Consider the following 20,131-nt stretch of genomic DNA (forward strand, 5'->3'; position numbering starts at 1 on the left):
CGGAGGAATCGCGTTCTCTTGGGTGCAGAGGTCACTACGAAGAAACTCTTCGCCGGATTGGTGGGGATTCGATGAATTTGGCAGCTTGGCCCATTTCGACAGTACCGACGTAATGAAAAAGCCCCGCACGGATGCGGGGCTTTCCAGGGCAGTCTTGGGGAGTGTAGGAGACTAGCCCTTGGCGTAACCGATGGTTTGCAGCGCCTCGGTGATCTCGTCCAGGATGGCGGGATCGTCGATGGTGGCGGGCATTTTCCAATCGGTTCCGTCTGCGATGCTGACCATGGTGCCGCGCAGGATTTTGCCCGAGCGGGTCTTGGGCAGGCGATCCACAACGATGGCCAGCTTGAAGGCGGCCACGGGGCCGATCTTTTCGCGCACAAGCTTCACAACTTCCTTGACCACATCGCCATGATCGCGGTCGACGCCGGCGTTCAGGCAGAGGAAGCCGACGGGCATCTGGCCCTTGAGGCTGTCGGCGACACCGATCACGGCGCATTCCGCGACGTCCGGGTGGCCCGCAAGCACTTCTTCCATGGCTCCGGTCGAAAGGCGGTGGCCCGCGACGTTGATGACGTCATCCGTGCGCGCCATGATGTAGACATAACCGTCTTCGTCCATCATGCCCGCATCGCCGGTTTCGTAATAGCCGGGGAAGGAATTGAGATAGCTCTTTTTGAAGCGGTCCTCGGCGTTCCACAGGTTGGGCAGCGTGCCCGGAGGCAGGGGCAGCTTGATGGCGATGGCACCAAGCGTGCCGGGTTCCACAGGATGGCCCGCATCGTCCAGGATGGTCACGTCATAGCCCGGCATCGGCACCGTGGGCGAGCCCAGCTTGGTCGGCAGTTCCTCGATTCCGATCGGGTTGGCGGCAATCGCCCAGCCGGTTTCGGTCTGCCACCAGTGGTCGACCACCGGCACCTTCAGTTGGTCCTGTGCCCAGACGATGGTGTCAGGGTCAGCGCGTTCGCCGGCCAGATAGACCTGTTTGAGGCAGGAGAGGTCGTATTTCTTGACATATTCGCCGGTCGGGTCTTCGCGTTTCACGGCGCGGAAAGCGGTAGGGGCGGTGAAGAACGACTTGACGTTGTGCTCGGAGATCACGCGCCAGAAGGTACCGGCATCGGGGGTGCCGACAGGCTTGCCCTCGAATACGATGGTGGTGTTGCCGTGGATCAGCGGGCCGTAGCAGATATAGGAGTGGCCCACGACCCAGCCCACGTCCGACGCGGCCCAGAACACGTCGCCCGGATCGACGTTGTAGAGGTTCTTCATGGTCCAATTCAGTGCCACGAGCTGACCCGCGGTGTGACGGATCACACCCTTGGGTTGGCCCGTGGTACCCGAGGTATAGAGGATGTAGGCGGGGTGGTTGCCTTCGACCGGGACGCATTCGGCCGGTTCAACACCGTATTGGAAGCCGTGCCAGTTGAAGTCACGCCCCTCTTCGAGGTGAGCGACTTCCTGTTCGCGCTGGAAGATGACCGTGAAGTCCGGCTTGTGCGCGGAAAGCTCGATCGCGCCGTCCAGAAGCGGTTTGTAGTGTACGACGCGGCCCGGTTCGAGACCGCAGGAGGCGGCGATGATCGCCTTGGGCTTGGCATCGTCGATACGCACGGCCAGTTCGTTGGCTGCGAAGCCGCCGAACACCACCGAATGCACGGCGCCGAGACGGGCGCAGGCGAGCATGGCTTCGAGCGCTTCAGGGATCATCGGCATGTAGATGATGACGCGGTCGCCCTTTTCGATGCCCTTGGCGCGCAGGGCACCTGCCAGCGAGGCCACGCGGTTGCGCAGTTCGATATAGGAAATGGCGCGCTTGGTGTGGGTGATGGGAGAATCGTAGATGATGGCGGTCTGTTCGCCCCGGCCAGCCTCGACATGGCGGTCGACGGCGTTCCAGCAGGTGTTGACCTTGGCATCGGCAAACCATTCGTAAAGGTTATCACCCTTGTCAAACAGAGCCTTGCTTGGGGCCTGATCCCAGTCGATGGCCTGCGCGGCCTCCATCCAGAATCCCTCGGGATCGTTTTTCCAACCTTGGTAAACGTCTTTGTACGACATGAGCTTCTCCTCCGAAATCGCTGAAAAGGTGTTACGCAACGCATGGGCTTTGCGGCAAGAACTTTGAGGACGCCGCGTCACATTATCGCGAAATATTTGCAGAGATGGGGTGTTTTTGGTTGCAAACTTTTGCAAATCTCTCGCATTTAGCGGGGTTCGCTGGATTTTTTAAGTAGTTTGCAAAACTGCAAATCTTGTGGCTGCAAAACCGCCATAAAAAAGAGGCGCAGGATTCGCTGCGCCTCTTGAGAGCCTGTGACGTGCCTGGATGTCCGCGGTTCAGCCGTATTGTGTGACCGGGGTGCCGGCAATGGCGGCCACGTTCAGCAATCCGCGCGCCGTGATCGAGGGGCTGACGATATGGGCCTTGTTGCCCATGCCCATCAGGATGGGGCCAACCTCGAGCCCGTCCGAACGCATCTTGAGGATGTTGCGCACGCCCGAGGCAGCATCGGCATGCGCAAAGACCAGGCAGTTTGCCTGACCCTTGAGGCGCGAGCGGGGGAAGATGCGGGCGCAGAGGTCCGGGTCGAGCGCGGTGTCGACGTTCATTTCACCTTCGTAGATGAAGTCGCATCCCTTCTGATCCAGGAGTTCGATCGCGTCGCGCAGACGTCGACCGGAGCCTTCGCGGTGGTTGCCGAATTGCGACTGGGAGCAGAGCGCGATTTTCGGCTCCAGCCCGAAGCGGCGGATGTGGCGCGCCGCACCGATCGTGATGCGGGCGATCTGCTCCGGGGTGGGCAGTTCCATGACCTGCGTATCGGCGACAAACAGCGGCCCGTCTTCGAGGATCATCAGCGACAGGGCGCCGTGGGGCGAGAGCCCGTCGCGGCCCAGCACCTGCGTGACATAGTTCAGGTGCCAGCGATATTCGCCGAAAGTGCCGCAGATCAGGCTGTCGGCATCGCCGCGCTGAACCGCGACGGCGCCAATTGCGGTGGTGTTGGTACGCATCACGGCGCGTGCGATGTCGGGGGTGACGCCGTCACGCTCCATCAGCTCGTGATAAGAGGTCCAGTAGTCGCGATAACGTGGGTCGTTTTCGGGGTTTACCAGTTCGAAGTCGCGCCCCGGTCGGACCGAAAGCCCGTGGCGTTCGCAGCGTGCCTCGATCACCTCGGGGCGGCCGATCAGGATCGGAGTTTCAGTGGTTTCCTCTAGCACGGCCTGTGCCGCGCGCAGAACCCGTTCGTCTTCGCCTTCCGCAAAGACAATGCGGCGGCTTGAAGCGCGGGCGGCCTCGAACAGGGGGCGCATGAGCAGGGCGGATTTGAACACGGACTGGTTCAGTTTCTGCTTGTAGGCGTTCAGGTCGTCGATCGGGCGGGTGGCAACCCCGCTGTCCATGGCGGCCTTGGCCACTGCGGCCGACACAACCCCGACAAGGCGCGGGTCAAAGGGTTTGGGGATCAGGTATTCGCGCCCAAAGGTCAGCTGTTCGCCCTTGTAAGCGGCGGCGGCCTCGGCAGAGGTGGTGATCCGGGCCAGCTCCGCGATTCCGGAGACGCAGGCAATCGCCATGTCGTCATTGATCTCGGTCGCGCCCACGTCGAGTGCGCCCCGGAAGATGAAGGGGAAGCACAGGACGTTGTTGACCTGGTTCGGGAAGTCGCTGCGGCCTGTGGCCATGATGGCGTCGGGTTTCACCTCGCGCACGAGGTCGGGCATGATTTCCGGCGTCGGGTTGGCCAGCGCGAAGATGATCGGCGTGTCGGTCATGCGGGCAACCATCTCGGGCTTGAGCACACCGGGACCGGAGAGGCCAAGGAACATGTCCGCGCCGTCGATCACATCGTCCAGCGTGCGCAGGTCGCTGTCTTGGGCGAACTCGGCCTTTTGCGGGTTCATGTCTTCGGTCCGGCCCTTGTAGACCAGCCCGTGAATGTCGCAGAGCCAGACATTCTCGCGTTTCACGCCGAGTTTCAGGAGCATGTTGAGGCAGGCGATGCCCGCCGCGCCGCCACCAGTAGAAACGATCTTGATGTCTTCGAATTTCTTGCCGGCCACGCGCAGGGCGTTGGTGGCCGCCGCGCCGACCACGATGGCGGTACCGTGCTGGTCGTCGTGGAATACCGGGATGTTCATGCGTTCGCGGCAGAGCTTTTCGACGATGAAGCAGTCGGGGGCCTTGATGTCTTCGAGGTTGATCGCGCCAAAGGTCGGCCCCATGGCGCAGACGATGTCGGCCAGTTTCTCGGGGTCCGGTTCGTCCAGCTCGATGTCGAAACAGTCAATATTGGCGAATTTCTTGAAAAGAACCGCCTTGCCTTCCATCACCGGCTTGGAGGCCAGCGCACCGATATTGCCAAGGCCCAGAACGGCAGAACCGTTGGACACCACGGCCACGAGGTTCTGGCGCGCGGTGTAGAGAGCGGCGTTGGCCGGATCGTCCTTGATCTCAAGGCAGGCCTCGGCCACGCCCGGGCTGTAGGCGCGGGAAAGGTCGCGGCCATTGGCCAGCGGTTTGGTCGCGCGCACCTCGAGTTTTCCCGGCTTGGGATTGGCGTGATAGAAGAGCGCCGCCTGGCGCAGGGATTCATTGCTGTTTTCGGACATGTCAGGACTCGGCTTTATAATTTGGTTTAGCATTAAACTAGTTTTCGCCGCGAGGGAATGGGCAATCCTGACGCAACGGCACACTCTTGCAAATCGCGCAGGCCCGCTCCACAGTTTCCGGGCAGCGAGGGAGAATATATGCCAAAAACACGGGCCGAAATACGCCTGCCCACGCGGGAATTGCGCGACGATATCCCGTTTTACACCAAAACGCTGAAAACGCGCGTGGATTTCCTGCGCCCTTGTGTGCGGCGGGCAGGGCGTGTTTTTTGTTCTCGCTTGGTCTGAAAACCCGCTAGTCTGCGCCGATTGGTGATGTCGAATTTCCAAACTTCGCCTTGCCGGATGCAGGAAGCACGATCGTGGAGGAAACATGAGTCTGGAAAAAGCTGCCTTTGCCGTGCGTGAGAACGCCTATGCGCCCTATTCCCATTTCAAGGTGGGGGCGGCGATCCGCGCCGCCGATGGGACGATCTTTGCGGGATGCAACGTGGAGAATATTGCCTATCCCGAAGGCACCTGTGCCGAGGCGGGCGCGATTGCGGCCATGGTCGCGGCGGGCGAAACCCGGCTGACCGAGGTGTTCGTCGTGGCCGACAGCCCTGTGCCGGTGACGCCCTGTGGCGGGTGCCGTCAGAAGCTGGCGGAATTTGGGACCGGTGATGCGAAGGTGACGTTGTCCAATCTTGACGGCGTGCGGCAGGAAATGACCTTGGCCGAACTTCTGCCGGGTGCCTTTGGCAAGGATCACCTGACCGAGGGCCACGGGGACCGCGACTGAGATGGATGCGCGGGCGATCATAGCCAAGCTGCGGCGGGGCGAGGTACCGGATCGCGCAGAGCTGTCGTGGTTTGCGCGGGGGCTGGCCGATGGCGCGGTGAGCGATGCACAGGCAGGGGCCTTTGCGATGGGCGTGTGCCTGCGGGGCCTGGGCGAAGAGGGGCGCGTGGCCCTGACGCTGGCGATGCGCGACAGCGGCGATACGCTCAAATGGGATTTGCCGGGGCCGGTGCTCGACAAACATTCGACCGGAGGCGTGGGCGATTGCGTGTCGCTGATCCTCGCGCCCGCATTGGCGGCCTGCGGGGCCTATGTGCCGATGATTTCGGGGCGCGGTTTGGGCCATACCGGCGGGACGCTGGACAAGATGGAGGCCATTCCGGGTCTGTCCACGGGTTTGAGCGAGGAGCGGTTTGCGCAGGTGGTGCGCGAGGCGGGCTGTGCGATTGTCAGCGCGACGGCCGAAATCGCCCCGGCAGACAAGCGGCTATACGCGGTGCGCGATGTGACGGCGACGGTGGAGAGCCTCGACCTTATCACCGCTTCGATTCTGTCCAAGAAGCTGGCGGCGGGACTCGAGGGGCTGGTTTTGGACGTGAAATGCGGCTCGGGTGCGTTCATGAAAACGGTTGACGAGGCGCGCGCTCTTGCCGGGGCTCTGGTGGAGACCGCAAATCTGGCCGGGTGCCCAACCAGCGCGGTGATTTCCGATATGAGCCAGCCGCTTGCGGCCAGCCTTGGCAATGCGCTCGAGGTGGCCGAGGTCATGAAGGTTCTATGTGGCGGTCAGGGCGGGGCTCTGGCGGAGCTGTCGGTCTCGCTGGGCGGGGTGTTGCTGGCCGATGCCGGTATCGCGCAGGATCTGGAAGACGGGATCACGCGGATGCTGTCGGCCTTGTCGGACGGGCGCGCCGCCGAGGTTTTCGGGCGCATGGTCGCGGCGATGGGCGGACCTGTGCGGTTCACGGACGACTGGCGGCGGTTCCTGCCCGAGGCGCCGGTGATCCGCGAAGTGCCCGCGATGGAGAGCGGGTACGTGGGCGCGATTGATGGCGAGGCGCTGGGGCTGGCCGTGGTCGCGCTTGGCGGGGGACGTCAGGTGGAGAGCGACGTCGTGGACCCGGCGGTTGGCTTTTCCGACGTGGTGCGGCTTGGGCAATGGGTGGAAAAGGGGCAACCCTTGTTGCGCCTGCACGCGGCGCGCGAAGATGCGGCGCAGCGGGCGGCGGAGGCGGTGCAGAATGCGATTGCGCTGGGCGCGCAAAGCCCCGATTGTCCCCCTCTTGTTCATGAGAGGATTCGCTGATGCCCCGTGCCTTTCTGGTGGTGATGGATTCCGTCGGGTGCGGTGGCGCGCCGGATGCGGACCGTTTCTTTAACGGTGAGCTGCCCGATACCGGGTCCAATACGCTGGGCCACATCGTTCAGGCGTGCGCTGAAGGACGGGCCGAAGAAGGCCGGAGCGGGCCGTTGCAAGTGCCGCACATGGATGCGCTGGGTCTGGGCGCGGCGATCCGGCTGGCGTCGGGCGATGACACACCGGGGCTGGAAGCCACGCCAACCGGCGTTTGGGGCGCGGCCACCGAGCAATCCAACGGCAAGGATACCCCGTCGGGTCACTGGGAGCTGGCCGGGGTGCCGGTGCCGTGGGACTGGACCTATTTTCCCAAAGGGGAACCGTGTTTTCCTGACGACCTGGTGGCGCGGGTCTGTGAAATTGCGGGGACGGACGGGATTTTGGGCAACTGCCACGCCTCTGGAACCCTGATCATCGAAGATCTGGCCGAAGAGCATGTCAAAACGGGCTATCCGATCTGCTACACCTCGGTGGACAGCGTCTTTCAGATTGCGGCACACGAAGAGCATTTTGGTTTGGAGCGCCTTCTGACCCTGTGCCGGGAGCTGGCACCCGTGTTGCATGCGCAAAAGGTCGGACGGGTGATTGCGCGCCCCTTTGTCGGGGATCGTGAGAGCGGCTATACGCGCACGGCCAACCGAAAGGATTTTGCGATTGCCCCGCCCGAGCCGGTGCTGAGCAACTGGATCAGCGAGGCGGGCGGCATCGTGCATGGTGTTGGCAAGATCGGAGATATCTTCTCGATGACGGGCATTGCCGATTGCGTGAAGGGCAGCGACGCCGACCTTATGCTGCAATTGCATGCGCTGGGGCAGAAAGCGGAAAACAACAGCCTGACATTTGCCAATTTTGTCGAGTTCGACAGTGTTTACGGGCATCGGCGCGACGTGTCAGGCTATGCCCGCGCGCTGGAATGGTTCGATGCCGAGATCGGGCGGTTCATCGACGGAATGCGCGATGGCGATCTGTTGATCCTGACCGCCGATCATGGCAATGACCCCACCTGGAGCGGCACGGATCACACGCGCGAACGGGTGCCGGTTCTGTGTGCCGGGGTTGGCGCGGGGCAGGCGGGGATCGTCGACTTTGTCGATGTCGCGGCCAGCGTTGCCAGCCATCTGGGTGTGACCCCTCCGCGCGGAAGGAGCTTTCTGTGACGTCAGCCGAATTGCCCGCCGAATTGCCAAAGGTCGAGCTGCATCTGCATTTCGAAGGGGCGGCGCCTCCGGAGTTCATCCGGCAACTGGCGTTTGAAAAGAAGATCGACATCAGCCGGATATTTGCCCCGGATGGCAGTTATGCGTTCGAGAATTTCGTGCATTTCCTGCAGGTCTATGAGGCGGCGACAAGCGTGTTGCAGACGCCGGAGGATTTTGCGCAGCTGACCCGTGCGGTGTTGGAAAAGAGCGCCGAAAACGGTGTGATCTATACCGAGACTTTCCTCAGCCCCGATTTCTGTGGTGGGGGGGATGTGGCCGCGTGGCGCGAATACCTACACGCCATTCAGGAAGCGGCAAACCGGGCAGAGGTCGATTTTGGTGTCATCATGCGCGGCATCGTCACCCCCGTGCGCCATTTCGGACCCGATCAGGCTAAGCGCACGGCGTTGTGTGCGGCGGAAACGGCCGGGGACTGGATCGTCGGACTGGGAATGGGTGGCGACGAAGGCAAGGGGCATCAGGGCGATTTCGCCTATGCGTTCGACATGGCGCGCGAAGCGGGCTTGCGGCTCACGACCCATGCCGGAGAGTTCGGCGGGCCACAAAGCGTCTGGGAAGCGATCCGTGATCTGAACGTCGAACGGATCGGCCATGGCGTGCGCGCGATCGAGGATCGTGCGTTGGTGCAGGAACTCGTGGCGCGCCAAATCACGCTGGAAGTCTGTCCCGGATCAAACGTGGTGCTGGGGCTTTACCCCGACTTCAAAACTCACCCGATTGCGCGCTTGCGCGACGCCGGGGTGAAGGTGACGGTTTCGACCGACGATCCGCCCTTTTTTCACACCACGATGCGCCGCGAATATGACATGCTGGCCGAGGCATTCGGCTGGGGTATGGACGATTTCCGCGCCCTGAACACAGTCGCGATCGACGCGGCATTTTGCGATGAAGACACCCGCGCGCGGGTCAAGAAAGAACTGGAGAAAGCCTGATGGATCACCTGACCGTCGTCGATCACCCGCTGGTGCAACACAAGCTGACGCTGATGCGCCGGACCAAGACCTCGACGGCCGAGTTCCGTCGCCTGCTGCGCGAGATCAGCCAACTTCTGGCCTATGAGGTGACGCGCGAGTTGCCGATGACGACCAAGCGCATCCAGACCCCGATGCAAGAGATGGATGCGCCGGTTCTCGATGGGCGCAAGCTGGCCTTGGTGTCGATCCTGCGGGCCGGGAACGGGTTGCTGGACGGGATGCTGGAACTTGTGCCGTCGGCGCGGGTGGGGTTTGTCGGTCTCTACCGTGATGAAGAGACGCTTGAGCCGGTGCAATATTACTTCAAGGTGCCGTCGGAACTGGACGAGCGGCTGGTGATTGCGGTCGACCCGATGCTGGCCACGGGCAACTCCTCTGCGGCCGCAATCGACCTGCTCAAGGAGGCGGGGGCCAAGGACATCCGGTTCCTCTGTCTTCTGGCCGCGCCGGAAGGCGTGGCGCGCATGAAAGAGGCCCATCCCGACGTGCCGATCGTGACCGCATCGCTGGATGAACGCCTGAATGAAAAAGGCTATATCATGCCCGGTCTCGGGGATGCGGGCGACCGGATGTTCGGCACCAAATAGATGTAAATCCGCGATATCAACGGTTTACTCATATAGATATTTGCGTCTAGACTGCCCCTACATCTTGTGGGGGCAAAATGAAACTGACCAGAGTCATCGCGATCAGCGTGATCGCGGCATCTTTGGGGTTGGGCGTGGTAAACGCGCAATCCTTCAGTCCCATGGACACGCCGGCAGAGTTTCCCCCGGCGAGTTACAAGGGCAAGCAATATGTGGACAGCCGGGGCTGTGTCTATATCCGCGCAGGTGTGGATGGGGCCGTCGCATGGGTGCCGCGTGTGACCCGCGACCGCAAGGTGATTTGCGGGTTCAAACCCAGCCTGCCAAAGGGCACTGTCGGGGTGGCGCCTGCCCCGAAGTTGGACAAGAATGTTGTCCAGATTCAGCCCGCTGCCAAGCCAAGCGAAAAGCCGTCGATCTTTGGCACCCCCAAACCGGCAAGCAAGCCTGCGACGACCACGGCCCCCAAGGCCACCACCGTGGCCAAACCCGCGGCAAAACCCGCGCCCCAGCCCGCCCCGAAGACAGCGACAGCCGCGGCTCCGAAGCCGACCCCGAAGCCACAAACCACAACCGTGCGCGCGGCGCCGAAACCAAAACCCGCCCCAAAACCCAAGGCGGCGTCGACAACGGCAACCGGGCAGCCGCTTTACACCACACCTACGGCACAGAAACCGAAGGCACGCGCGGCCGCGCCCGCTCCTGCGCCGACAACCGCGCCGGCGTCCGCAACTGCGCCGCGCCGCACGACGGCTCAGCCGCCGCGCGCAGCCGGAAGCCTGTCACCCTGTCGCAACGGTGCGACGACCTACAAGGGGATGGCTGTGCGCTGTGGTCCGCAAAGCGAAAGCCCTGTCACGCCGGGTCGGGGTGGCCCAACCGCACCGCCGCCCAAGATACAGTTTGACCGCCAAAGCGCTCTTACGCCCGGTGCCGTGGGGCAAGTGGTGCGTGAAGGCGACGTGCACCCGGAAACCCGCGTCGTGCCGCGCCATGTTTACGAGCACAACCTCGTGACACACGTGTCCGCAGCCGTGCCGCCGGGGTATCGGCGTGTATTCGACGACGGGCGACTGAACCCGCGCCGTGCCGAGATGACCTTTGCCGGAAAGGCGCAGGCGGATCGGATATGGACACGGGAAACGCCGCGCCAGCTGATCCACCGCCGCACCGGCGAAGTGATCGTCCTGTCCTCGAAGTCCAGCAGCACGGGCGCCCCGTTCGAACCGGAACCGGCCCCGGTGGCGGCAGAGCCGGTTTCGGCTCCTTCGGCCCCGGTCGTGTCGACCCGCTCGACGGCCACTGAGAAATCCCTGCGCCTTGCCGGGACACCCTATGTTCAGATCGGCACCTTTGGATCGTCGGATGCGGCGCAAGCCGCCGCGCGTTCTGTCCAGCGCCTTGGCCTGCCTGTTCGGATCGGCAAGTTTGAACGTGAAGGCGCGACGCAGCGCTTGGTTCTGGCCGGGCCGTTCGCAACGGTCCCTGCCGCCGAGAAGGCGTTGGAAAAATCCTGGGATGCCGGGTTCAACGGGGCGTTCGTTCGTCAGTGATCCCGGCAAATGCCGATCAGCCGTCGCAGATGCCCTGCAGCGCCACCCAATCCCCATCGCTCAGCACCGGCTCCGGCGTGACGGTAAAGGGATCGGCCTCGATCAATGACAGGGTGGTTTCACCCGAAGGATCCAGCGCATAGGCATAGGGGCTTATGCGCAGGTTGTTTTCTGCAAATGCCGTGATGAGCGCCTCGTCCGCAGGGCGTTCGGTCTGGTCAAGGACAAGCGTTTCGGCATGGGCCCGCAGAATCTCGTCTGAAAGGTCGCCCGTGGTCAAGAGCCGAAAGCTGGCCGAAATCCCCGCCGCCTGCAGGACACCGCGAAGCGGATCCCCGTTGCGTAGGTTCTCGGCAATGATGAAACCGGCCACGACATCGGGCTCTTCGTAATCCTCTATGGCGTTCCGGTTGACCAGGACAATCCCACCGGGTAGCGCGGCCGCCGCCGGAACGCCGCTGGGCACGACAACCAGCTTGCGCAGGTTCAGGCGCTGTTCGAGTTTGCGTAGGGCAGAGCTGGCCAGAACGGAGTGACAGGGGGTTCCTGTCAGACGCGTGGCCTGCTCAAGCAGGGCGTCGCCAATATCCTGTCGCTTGGCCTCGGGCACCACCCCCAGCGCGTGGTTGAGCAGGGCACCGGGCAACCAGAACACTGCCAGCGCGGCGATGCTCAGCACTGATCCGGCCAGAACCAGCGTGCGCAAGCGACCGGGCTTCGGGGCCTGCCGCGCCACGGCGGTGCGCAGCTTCTCGATGGCCTCGATCATCTCGGTTTCATCGGCAGCGATTTCCAGCGTTTCACCGGGGTCGCCGTCTGGATGGTACACGGCAGGCCGCGTGCCGGGATTGCGCCGCCGCACGGCCGGAAGCGACCAATGAGTCAGCGCACGGTCCTGCATGTCGGTGATGATCAGCGTGGCATCCCCGATGGACACAATCACATCCTTGCGCTGCTCATCCGGGGAGGCGCGCCATAGCCCGGATGCTTCCAGCCGCTGGTATTTGTCGAGTGCCGTTGTCATGGAGGGCCTGCTCTGCCTCTTCTGGGTCGCAACCTATCACGCCCTGCCACACCTTGCCAGAAGCAGAACCGCGCCCCGTTCCCATTTCTCAACGGTCTCAAATACCTCGGGGGAGTCACAGCCCGGACTGCGACGGGGGCAGCGCCCCCGCCGAAAAAAACTGTGCACCGCATGGCGCGCAATCAGATTTCCTTGGCCAGTTTGCGCAACGCGAATTTCTGGATCTTGCCGGTCGAGGTTTTGGGCAATTCCTGGAAGACAACCTTCTTGGGGGTCTTGAAGCCGGCGAGCTCCTTGCGGGCAAAGGCAATCACCTCGGCCTCTTCCGCCGTTGCCCCCTCCAGAAGTTCGATGAAGGCACAGGGGACTTCGCCCCATTTCTCGTCGGGCTTCGCGACCACGGCGGCAAGGCTGACGGCGGGGTGGTGCATGAGCACGCCTTCCACCTCGACCGAAGAGATGTTTTCGCCGCCCGAGATGATGATGTCCTTGGCGCGGTCGGTGATCTGCACATAAGTGTCGGGATGCTGGATCGCGATGTCGCCGGAATGGAAATACCCGCCCTTGAAGGCTTCTGCGGTGGCGTCGGGGTTCTTGAGATAGCCCTTCATCACGCCGTTGCCGCGGATCATGATCTCGCCCTGGGTTTCCCCGTCCATCGGGATCTGGGTCATGGTTTCATCCAGCACGGTGACATGCTCGATAAAGGGCATCGCCACGCCCTGCCGCGCCTTGATCGCGGCGCGGTCGGCGCCTTCGAGATCGTCCCAGCGGGCGTGATCCCACAGGCATTCGGTGGCCGGGCCATAGACCTCGGTCAGCCCGTAAACCTGGGTGACGTGAAAGCCCATCGGCTCGATCTTGGCAAGCGTCGCCGGTGCGGGGGGCGCACCGGCTGTGAAGACCTCGACCACGTGGTCAAAGCTGCGACGTTGGCTTTCAGGGGCGTTGACCAACATGTTGAGCACGATCGGTGCGCCGCCAAAGTGGGTCACGCCCTCGTCCGCGATGGCATTGAAAATATTGGTGGCGGTGATGTCGCGGCAGCAGACAACCGTGCCGCCGACCATGGGCATCATCCACGTATGGCACCAGCCGTTGCAGTGAAACAGCGGTACAATGGTGAGGTAGACCGGGTGCAGCACGATACGCCAGCTGATCACCTGTCCCATCGCGTTCAGGTAGGCGCCGCGATGGTGATAGACGACGCCCTTGGGGTGGCCAGTGGTGCCGGACGTGTAGTTGAGGGCGATGCTTTCCCATTCGTCTTCGGGCAGAACCCAGTCAAAGCCCGGATCGCCCCCCGCCAGAAGGTCTTCGTATTCCGGATAGCGGCCCGTGGCCGGGTGGCCGTTGGCGGCATCGGCCACTTCGATGATGATCGGGGCATCGCCCTGCATCTCTTCACAGGCGGCCTCGGCCAGTGGCAGGAACTCGGTATCGACAAGCACAACCTTGGCCTCGCCATGATCAAAGATATAGGCGACCGTGTGCACGTCGAGCCGGATATTGATACTGTTGAGAACACCGCCACAGGCAGGCACGCCAAAATGGGCCTCGGCGGCAGCGGGGATGTTGGGCAGGATGGTGGAAACCACGTCGCCGGGCGCGACCCCCAGCCTGGTCAGGGCCGAGGCAAGCCGGGTCACGCGCTCATGGTATTCCCGGTAGGTCTTGCGATGCGCGCCGTAGGCCACGGCAAGATGATCGGGGAATACTTCGAGCGCCCGGTTCAATCCCGACAGCGGGGTCAGCGGCACGTAATTGGCGGCGCATTTGTCCAGCCCGGTTTCATCCTTCATCCAGCCCATGCGATTCCTCCCCTTGGCGGTCTGTCTTGGTCGGGCGATTTTGCGGTGCGGTGCAGCACTTGAAAAGAGGCAATCCCGCGCGCGGTGTCGCAGGTTGGCTTGCAATGACGCAAAAATCCTGTTTCCTCGCCACATGACACGCAGAGCATATCCAACATGAGCCTTGATGCATCCCAGAGCGGGGTCGGCGGCAACCGTCCGCTTGGCGCGGCGCTTTCCATGCTGTCCGCCATGGTGGTGATTGGATTCATCGACAATTTCATCGCGGTGATTTCGGAGACTATGGGTCTTTGGCAATTTGTGGTCATGCGCAGCGTGCTCATGCTGCCGTTGCTCATAGTCATGGCGCGCATTGGTTTTGGCACACTCAGCCCCCGTCGCTGGGTGCCGGTTCTGGGGCGTGCAACGGCTTTGGCGACGTCCATGTTCCTTTATTTCGGCGCGCTGGGATTGATGCCCATTTCCCAGGCGCTGGCGGGGCTGTTCACCTCGCCGATTTTTGTTCTGCTGATCAATGTGGTCGTGCAACGCCAGCGGATAGGGCCTTTTCGAATTCTGGCGGTGGCGTGCGGGTTTGTCGGTATCCTTTTGGTGCTGGAACCAGACACCGAACGCTTCAGCCCCGTCATGTTGATGCCCGTGGCTGCGGGGTTCTTCTATGCGATTTCGGCCATTGCCACGCGCAGTTGGTGTGCGGGCGAGAGTGCGCTGGCGTTGCTGGGCGCGAACATGATCATGCTGGGCGGATTGGCGGCCATGGTGCTTGTCGGTTTGAGCCTGGGTGGCGGGGCGGGCACTGACTACCTGACCCGGCCGTGGGTCTGGCCTGTGCGGGACGCGTTGCCATGGGTGGTTTTGCAGGCAGTTGGGTCACTGGGCGGGGTCTTTTTGATTATCCGTGCCTACCAGATGGACGAACCGGCGAATGTCGCGGTCTTTGAATATTCGGTAATGATCTTTGCCCCGGCAATGGCATGGGTCATGTTTGGCCAGACCCTTGGGCTATGGCAGGGTCTCGGTATTGGTCTGATCGTGCTGGCGGGCACCGTGATTGCCCTGCGTTCGCGGTGATTGATTTCTGATTGGAAACAACTGTTTGATTTTCCCGGACAATGCCGCAAAACCACCGCATTTGAAGCAAACTTGTTTCGAAATTTATTCGCTTATTGGTTGAGACGAGAATGAGGTCGTCTCCCAAGTGAGGAACAGGATGTTCGGCATCAAACGCAACGCACGGCGCCGGGATGTTGAGGCAGGTCGGCACCGGTCCTTGAATGATCCGGTAGTGACAGGCGCGGGGTGTGGCCTGATCGAAGGCACGCGCGTGGCGGGTCGGGGCGGATGGGTCCCGATCGAGCACCTCTCTGTCGGGGACGAGGTGCTGACATTCGACCATGGGTTCCAGAAACTGACGGCCCTTATTCGCGACGAGGCGTGGAGCGAAGAGAAACTGTGCCCCAAGGTGCTCTGGCCATTGGTTGTGCCTGCCGGCACGCTGGACAATCGCGAAGATCTTTGGGTGCTGCCACATCAGGGCGTGCTGATCGAATGCGAGGATGTGTCGGACGCGCATGGTGACCCTTACGCGGTGGCGCCGGGAGCCGCGCTTGAGGTTTTGCCCGGTGTTCATCGCCAGCAACCGGGCGGGTCAGCAGACGCGTTCATGCCGGTTTTCGATCAGGATCAAATGATTTTTGCAAACCACGGTGGTCTGATGTTCTGTCCCAGCCACTGGGGATTGCGCGAGGGGCTGTTGCCCATGAACAACGGCGTGACCGGGTACCGGATGCTGACGGTGGGGGCTGCGAAAGCGCTTTTGGAGGTGATGCTGGACGCCGGGGATGACGTCGCCGTCGCCTGATGCGGACCACCGAAAGTAAAAAAAACGCCCGGTTGCCGCAGCAACCGGGCGCTTTTTCTTTTTCTAAATCCGAGCGTATCAGGCGGCTTTGGCTTGTGGGCCGAACCGACCATAGAAGGTCTGGCCCTTGTCGGCCATTTCACGCAGGAGCGGCGGGCATGCGAAACGGTCGCCAAACTTGGCGGTCAGTTCGTCACAACGTTCGGCGGCCCAAGGCGCGCCAACGATGTCGAGCCACGAGAAGGGGCCACCTGACCACGGCATGAAGCCCCAGCCAAGGATCGCACCGACGTCGCCTTCGCGGATGTCTTCCAGAACACCGGCTTCCAGCGCGCGCACGGCTTCGAGAACCTGTGCAAAGATCAGGCGGTGCTGGACTTCGATGACTTCGGGCTGCTCTTCGAGCAGCGGGAACTTGTCGTTGAAGCCTTTCCAGTAGCCCAGACGCTTGCCGTTTTCGTCATAGTCGAAGAACCCGGCCTTGGATTTGCGCCCGAAGCGGCCTTCATCGACCATCCAGAAGGTCACGTCATCCGCGATCGACTTCGGATAGGCGTCGCCCATCGCGGCCATGGTCGCCTTGGCGATCTTAGCGCCGAGATCAAGCGAGGTTTCATCGACCAGCTGGATCGGTCCCACCGGGAAGCCCAGCAGCTGCGCCGCGTGGTCCAGAAGCGGACGCGCCACGCCTTCGCCAGCCATCATCACACCTTCGTTGATGTAGGGGATGATGCAGCGGTTGGCATAGAAGAAACGCTCATCATTGACGACGATCGGTGTCTTCCGGATCTGGCGCACGTAATCCAGCGCCTTGGCCACGGCGCGCGGGCCGGTTTCCTTGCCCTTGATGATCTCGACCAGCATCATTTTCTCGACTGGCGAGAAGAAGTGAATGCCGATGAACTGATCCTTGCGGACAGAGGCTTCGGCCAGGCCGGTGATCGGCAGGGTCGAGGTGTTGGAGGCAAAGATCGCATCCTCGGGGATGATCGCTTCGACCTTCTTGGTCATCTCGGCCTTAACGCCGGGATCTTCGAAGACGGCCTCAATGATCAGGTCCACGTCCGAAAGCGCGTTGAGATCGGTGGTGGCGTTGATCTTGGCGAGCATCGCCTCTTTCTGCTCTTCGGTGGCTTTCTTGCGCTTGATGCCCTTGTCCATGAAGTTGGCCGAGTAGGCCTTGCCCCGGTCAGCGGCTTCCTGCGAGGTGTCGATCAGAACGACATCCATGCCCGCCTTGGCCGAGACCAGCGCGATGCCCGCACCCATCATGCCTGCGCCCAGAACGCCGACTTTCTTGACAGTCTGGTCCGGCACGTCGGGACGGTTGGCACCTTTTTCCAGCGCTTCCTTGTTGATGAACAGGGACTGGATCATGGCCGAGGAAGAGGGGTTCATCAGCACGTTGACGAACCAGCGCGCCTCGATCTTGAGCGCGGTGTCAAACGGCACCATCGCGCCTTCATAGACGGCGCTCAGCAAGGCCTTGGCGGCGGGGTAAACACCCCAGGTGTTGCCGTTGACCATGGCCGATGCGCCGACGAAGGTCATGAAGCCCGCGGGGTGATAGGGTTCGCCGCCGGGCATCTTGTAGCCCTTGGCATCCCAGGGTTTCACGAGGTCCGCGTCCTTGGCATTGAGCACCCATTCGCGTGCGGCGGCAACCGGATCGTCGACCACTTCGTCGATGATGCCAGCGGCCTTGGCTTTCTTCGGGTCAACCATCTTGCCCTGCAGCAGGAAGGGCGAGGCGGCCATGGCGCCCATCTTGCGCACGAAACGGGTGGTGCCGCCCATGCCGGGGAAGATGCCGACCATGATTTCCGGCAGGCCGATCTTGGCCTTGGGGTTGTCGGCGCAGAAAATGCGATGCGTGGCCAGCGGCAGTTCCAGACCGATGCCAAGCGCGGTGCCGGGCAGGGCGGCTGCAATCGGCTTGCCGCCCTTGTTGGTCTTGGGGTCCATGCCTGCGCGTTCGATTTTGCGCAGGAAATTGTGGCCGTTCATCGTAAAGTCGAACAGCGCCTGGGCCGGTTCGTCGCCCGCGTTGGCGCGGATCGACCCCAGCACGTTGAGGTCCATACCGCCGGCAAAGGTGTCTTTGCCCGAGGTGATCACGGCGCCCTTGATGGCGTCGTTGGACAGGACTTCGTCGATAAAGCCTTCCAGCACCGGGAAAGCGTCGACGCTGAGGACGTTCATGCTCTTGCCGACCACGTCCCAGGTGATGATGGCGACGCCGTCGTCGCCCACGTTCATTGTGAAATCAGTCATTGTTCTTGTTCCTCACACGCGCTCGATGATGGTGGCCGCACCCATGCCGGATGCGATGCAGAGGGTGGCAAGACCCACTTCCTTGTCCGAGCGTTCCAGCTCGTCCAGCAGGGTGCCGATGATGATGGCGCCGGTGGCGCCCAGCGGGTGGCCCATGGCGATGGACCCGCCGTTGACGTTGACCAGCTCGGGATCGACGTCGAAGGCCTGCTGGAAACGCAGCACGACCGAGGCAAAGGCTTCGTTGACCTCGAAGAGGTCGATGTCGCCGATATTCATGCCGCTATCTGCGAGGATTTTTTGCGTCGCAGGCACAGGCCCGGTCAGCATGATCGTCGGATCGGTACCGATCTTGCAGGTCTGGCGGATGCGGGCGCGCGGCTTGAGACCGAACTTCTTGCCGAACTCCTCGTTGCCGATCAGAACGCCGGCAGACCCATCCACGATGCCCGACGAGTTGCCGGCGTGGTGGATGTGGTTGATCGCTTCAAGATGGGGGTATTTCATCAGGGCGATCTTGTCGAAGCCGGGCATGACCTTGCCCATTTCTTCGAACGAGGCCTTGAGGCTGCCGAGCGACTGCATGTCGGTGCCGGGGCGCATGTATTCGTCATGATCCAGGATCGGCAGGCCGTTCACGTCGCGCACGGTGATGATCGACTTGGCAAAGCGGTTGTCGTCCCACGCGGCCTTGGCGCGGCGCTGGGATTCCACGGCCAGCGCGTCGGCCTGATCGCGGGTGAACCCGTATTCGGTCGCGATGATGTCGGCCGAGATGCCCTGCGGCACGAAGTACTCTTCCATGGCGACGGAAGGATCGACGGCAACGGCGGCGCCATCCGAGCCCATCGGCACGCGGCCCATCATTTCAACGCCACCGGCGATATAGGCGTCACCTGCACCACCTTTGACCTGGTTGGCAGCGAGGTTCACGGCTTCCATGCCCGAGGCACAAAAGCGGTTGATGGCAAGGCCGGGGATCGATTCATCCAGGTCAGAGGCCATGACAGCGGTCCGCGCGAGGCAGCCGCCCTGTTCCTTGACCTGGGTGACGTTGCCCCAGATCACATCCTCGACCGCGTGGCCGTCGAGATTGTTACGCTCTTTCAACGCGTTCAGAACGTTGGCCGAGAGGCGGACAGACGTCACCTCGTGCAGGGCGCCGTCCTTGCGGCCCTTGCCGCGCGGGGTACGCACGGCGTCATAGATATAGGCTTCGGTCATTTGAATCTCCTTGATCAGGCGCGGTCCGCGGGGGAACCGGGCATCAGGTCATAAGGGTGTTTCCACCCCGGTGTTTCTTGGATGTTGGTCAGCCAACGGTCGATATTGGGCCAGTCGGCGCGATCGAACCCGAAAGGTTCGGGGTAAAAGAGATAGCCGCAGCAGGAGAGATCGGCATTGGTCATGCCATCCCCGACAATCCAGTCGCGCCCCTCAAGATGGGTGTTGAGCACGTCATAGGCGGCTTTGAGACGGCCCTGATTGAAGGCGATCACGTCGGCGTTGCGATGCTGTTCCGGCAGGAAGTTCATCAGGAACCGGGTCATGCCTGCCTGCGAGGACAGTTTGTGGTTGTCCCAGAGCACCCAGCGGAAGATCTCGTAGTTCTCGTCGCGGTCCTTGCCGCCGAACTTGCCGGATTTTTCGGTCACGTAAGCCTGTATTGCGCCCGATTGGCTGGTGCGGAAATCTCCGTCGACCAGCACCGGGGCTTCGCCCATTTCATTGACAGTGCTGCGATATTCCGGCGTGCGGGTTTCGCCAGCGAAGAAATCGACCTTGACCGGTTCCCAGTCGAGGCCGGAAAGCTCAAGCGCGAGCGCCGCCTTGTAGGCGTTGCCGCTTTCTCCAAAGCAATAAAGTTTGATTGTCATAGGACCCTCCCAGTTTCCGATGTCGCAGCGGGGGTTTCACACCCCCGCACCCCCGTGGAGTATTTCCGGCAAAATGAAGGGGGCGCGGTTTCACCATTCATCAAGGTTAATGCTGTTCTCTGCCTTTTACGGTACAGGCTGGAGAGCCGATGGCCGTGCAAGGTGAAGCTCTGCCACCCCGCCTGCGTT

15 protein-coding genes are annotated in these 20,131 nt (G+C 62.2%); 8 read left to right on the plus strand and 7 right to left on the minus strand.

Annotated features, from left to right (window positions below):
- Nucleotides 1–171: 171 nt before the first annotated feature.
- Nucleotides 172–2,064 carry a propionate-CoA ligase PrpE gene (gene prpE, locus BMZ35_RS16610; RefSeq protein WP_093095259.1) on the minus strand — a complete coding sequence of 631 codons (1,893 nt, stop codon included), beginning with the start codon at nt 2,062–2,064 and terminating at the stop codon, nt 172–174.
- Between the two features lie 279 nt (nt 2,065–2,343).
- Nucleotides 2,344–4,623: an NADP-dependent malic enzyme gene (locus tag BMZ35_RS16615; RefSeq protein WP_093095262.1), complete on the minus strand. Its 2,280-nt coding sequence runs from the start codon at nt 4,621–4,623 to the stop codon at nt 2,344–2,346.
- 373 nt (nt 4,624–4,996) lie between these two features.
- Between BMZ35_RS16615 and BMZ35_RS16620 the strand changes: the two genes are divergently transcribed.
- The 6 genes from BMZ35_RS16620 (at nt 4,997) to BMZ35_RS16645 (ending at nt 11,095) form a co-directional block, all read left to right on the plus strand.
- Nucleotides 4,997–5,404, plus strand: a complete 408-nt coding sequence (locus BMZ35_RS16620; RefSeq protein ID WP_093095264.1) for a cytidine deaminase — start codon at nt 4,997–4,999, stop codon at nt 5,402–5,404.
- A gap of 1 nt (nt 5,405) precedes the next feature.
- Nucleotides 5,406–6,710 carry a thymidine phosphorylase gene (locus tag BMZ35_RS16625; RefSeq protein WP_093095267.1) on the plus strand — a complete coding sequence of 435 codons (1,305 nt, stop codon included), beginning with the start codon at nt 5,406–5,408 and terminating at the stop codon, nt 6,708–6,710.
- Entirely contained in the window at nt 6,710–7,918 is a 1,209-nt protein-coding gene (locus BMZ35_RS16630) for a phosphopentomutase (protein WP_093095270.1), read from the plus strand. The genes BMZ35_RS16625 and BMZ35_RS16630 overlap by 1 nt, the downstream gene beginning before the upstream one ends.
- Nucleotides 7,915–8,913, plus strand: a complete 999-nt coding sequence (locus BMZ35_RS16635; protein ID WP_242654835.1) for an adenosine deaminase — start codon at nt 7,915–7,917, stop codon at nt 8,911–8,913. The genes BMZ35_RS16630 and BMZ35_RS16635 overlap by 4 nt, the downstream gene beginning before the upstream one ends.
- Nucleotides 8,910–9,542, plus strand: a complete 633-nt coding sequence (upp, locus tag BMZ35_RS16640) for a uracil phosphoribosyltransferase (RefSeq protein ID WP_093095273.1) — start codon at nt 8,910–8,912, stop codon at nt 9,540–9,542. Before BMZ35_RS16635 ends, upp begins: the two co-directional genes overlap by 4 nt.
- Before the next feature lie 77 nt (nt 9,543–9,619).
- A complete protein-coding gene (locus BMZ35_RS16645; protein WP_093095277.1) occupies nt 9,620–11,095 on the plus strand; it encodes an SPOR domain-containing protein in 1,476 nt (491 codons plus the stop codon).
- A gap of 16 nt (nt 11,096–11,111) precedes the next feature.
- Here BMZ35_RS16645 and BMZ35_RS16650 read toward each other — a convergent pair whose 3' ends face one another.
- The gene (locus BMZ35_RS16650; protein ID WP_093095281.1) at nt 11,112–12,119 is read right to left on the minus strand and encodes a hypothetical protein; all 1,008 of its coding nucleotides are present in this window, start codon (nt 12,117–12,119) and stop codon (nt 11,112–11,114) included.
- A gap of 182 nt (nt 12,120–12,301) precedes the next feature.
- Nucleotides 12,302–13,930, minus strand: coding sequence for an AMP-binding protein (locus tag BMZ35_RS16655; protein ID WP_093095285.1), 1,629 nt, complete (start codon nt 13,928–13,930; stop codon nt 12,302–12,304).
- Nucleotides 13,931–14,086: 156 nt separating this feature from the next.
- Between BMZ35_RS16655 and BMZ35_RS16660 the strand changes: the two genes are divergently transcribed.
- Both BMZ35_RS16660 and BMZ35_RS16665 read left to right on the plus strand, forming a co-directional pair.
- Nucleotides 14,087–15,001 (plus strand): DMT family transporter, encoded by a 915-nt coding sequence (locus tag BMZ35_RS16660; protein WP_093095289.1) that lies wholly within the window; start codon nt 14,087–14,089, stop codon nt 14,999–15,001.
- A gap of 139 nt (nt 15,002–15,140) precedes the next feature.
- Complete coding sequence (locus tag BMZ35_RS16665; protein WP_093095291.1) at nt 15,141–15,791, plus strand: Hint domain-containing protein; 651 nt, start codon at nt 15,141–15,143, stop codon at nt 15,789–15,791.
- A gap of 78 nt (nt 15,792–15,869) precedes the next feature.
- Here the strand turns inward: BMZ35_RS16665 and BMZ35_RS16670 are convergent, their stop codons facing one another.
- Genes BMZ35_RS16670 through BMZ35_RS16680 form a run of 3 tightly spaced genes read right to left on the minus strand, consistent with a single transcriptional unit; the run spans nt 15,870 to nt 19,942 of the window.
- The gene (locus BMZ35_RS16670; RefSeq protein ID WP_093095293.1) at nt 15,870–18,065 is read right to left on the minus strand and encodes a 3-hydroxyacyl-CoA dehydrogenase NAD-binding domain-containing protein; all 2,196 of its coding nucleotides are present in this window, start codon (nt 18,063–18,065) and stop codon (nt 15,870–15,872) included.
- A 12-nt stretch (nt 18,066–18,077) separates the two neighbouring features.
- A complete protein-coding gene (locus BMZ35_RS16675) occupies nt 18,078–19,289 on the minus strand; it encodes an acetyl-CoA C-acetyltransferase (protein WP_093095294.1) in 1,212 nt (403 codons plus the stop codon).
- A 14-nt stretch (nt 19,290–19,303) separates the two neighbouring features.
- Nucleotides 19,304–19,942: a glutathione S-transferase family protein gene (locus BMZ35_RS16680; RefSeq protein ID WP_093095298.1), complete on the minus strand. Its 639-nt coding sequence runs from the start codon at nt 19,940–19,942 to the stop codon at nt 19,304–19,306.
- Between the last annotated feature and the right edge of the window lie 189 nt (nt 19,943–20,131).

Source organism: Shimia aestuarii (assembly GCF_900114635.1).
GTDB lineage: Bacteria > Pseudomonadota > Alphaproteobacteria > Rhodobacterales > Rhodobacteraceae > Shimia > Shimia aestuarii.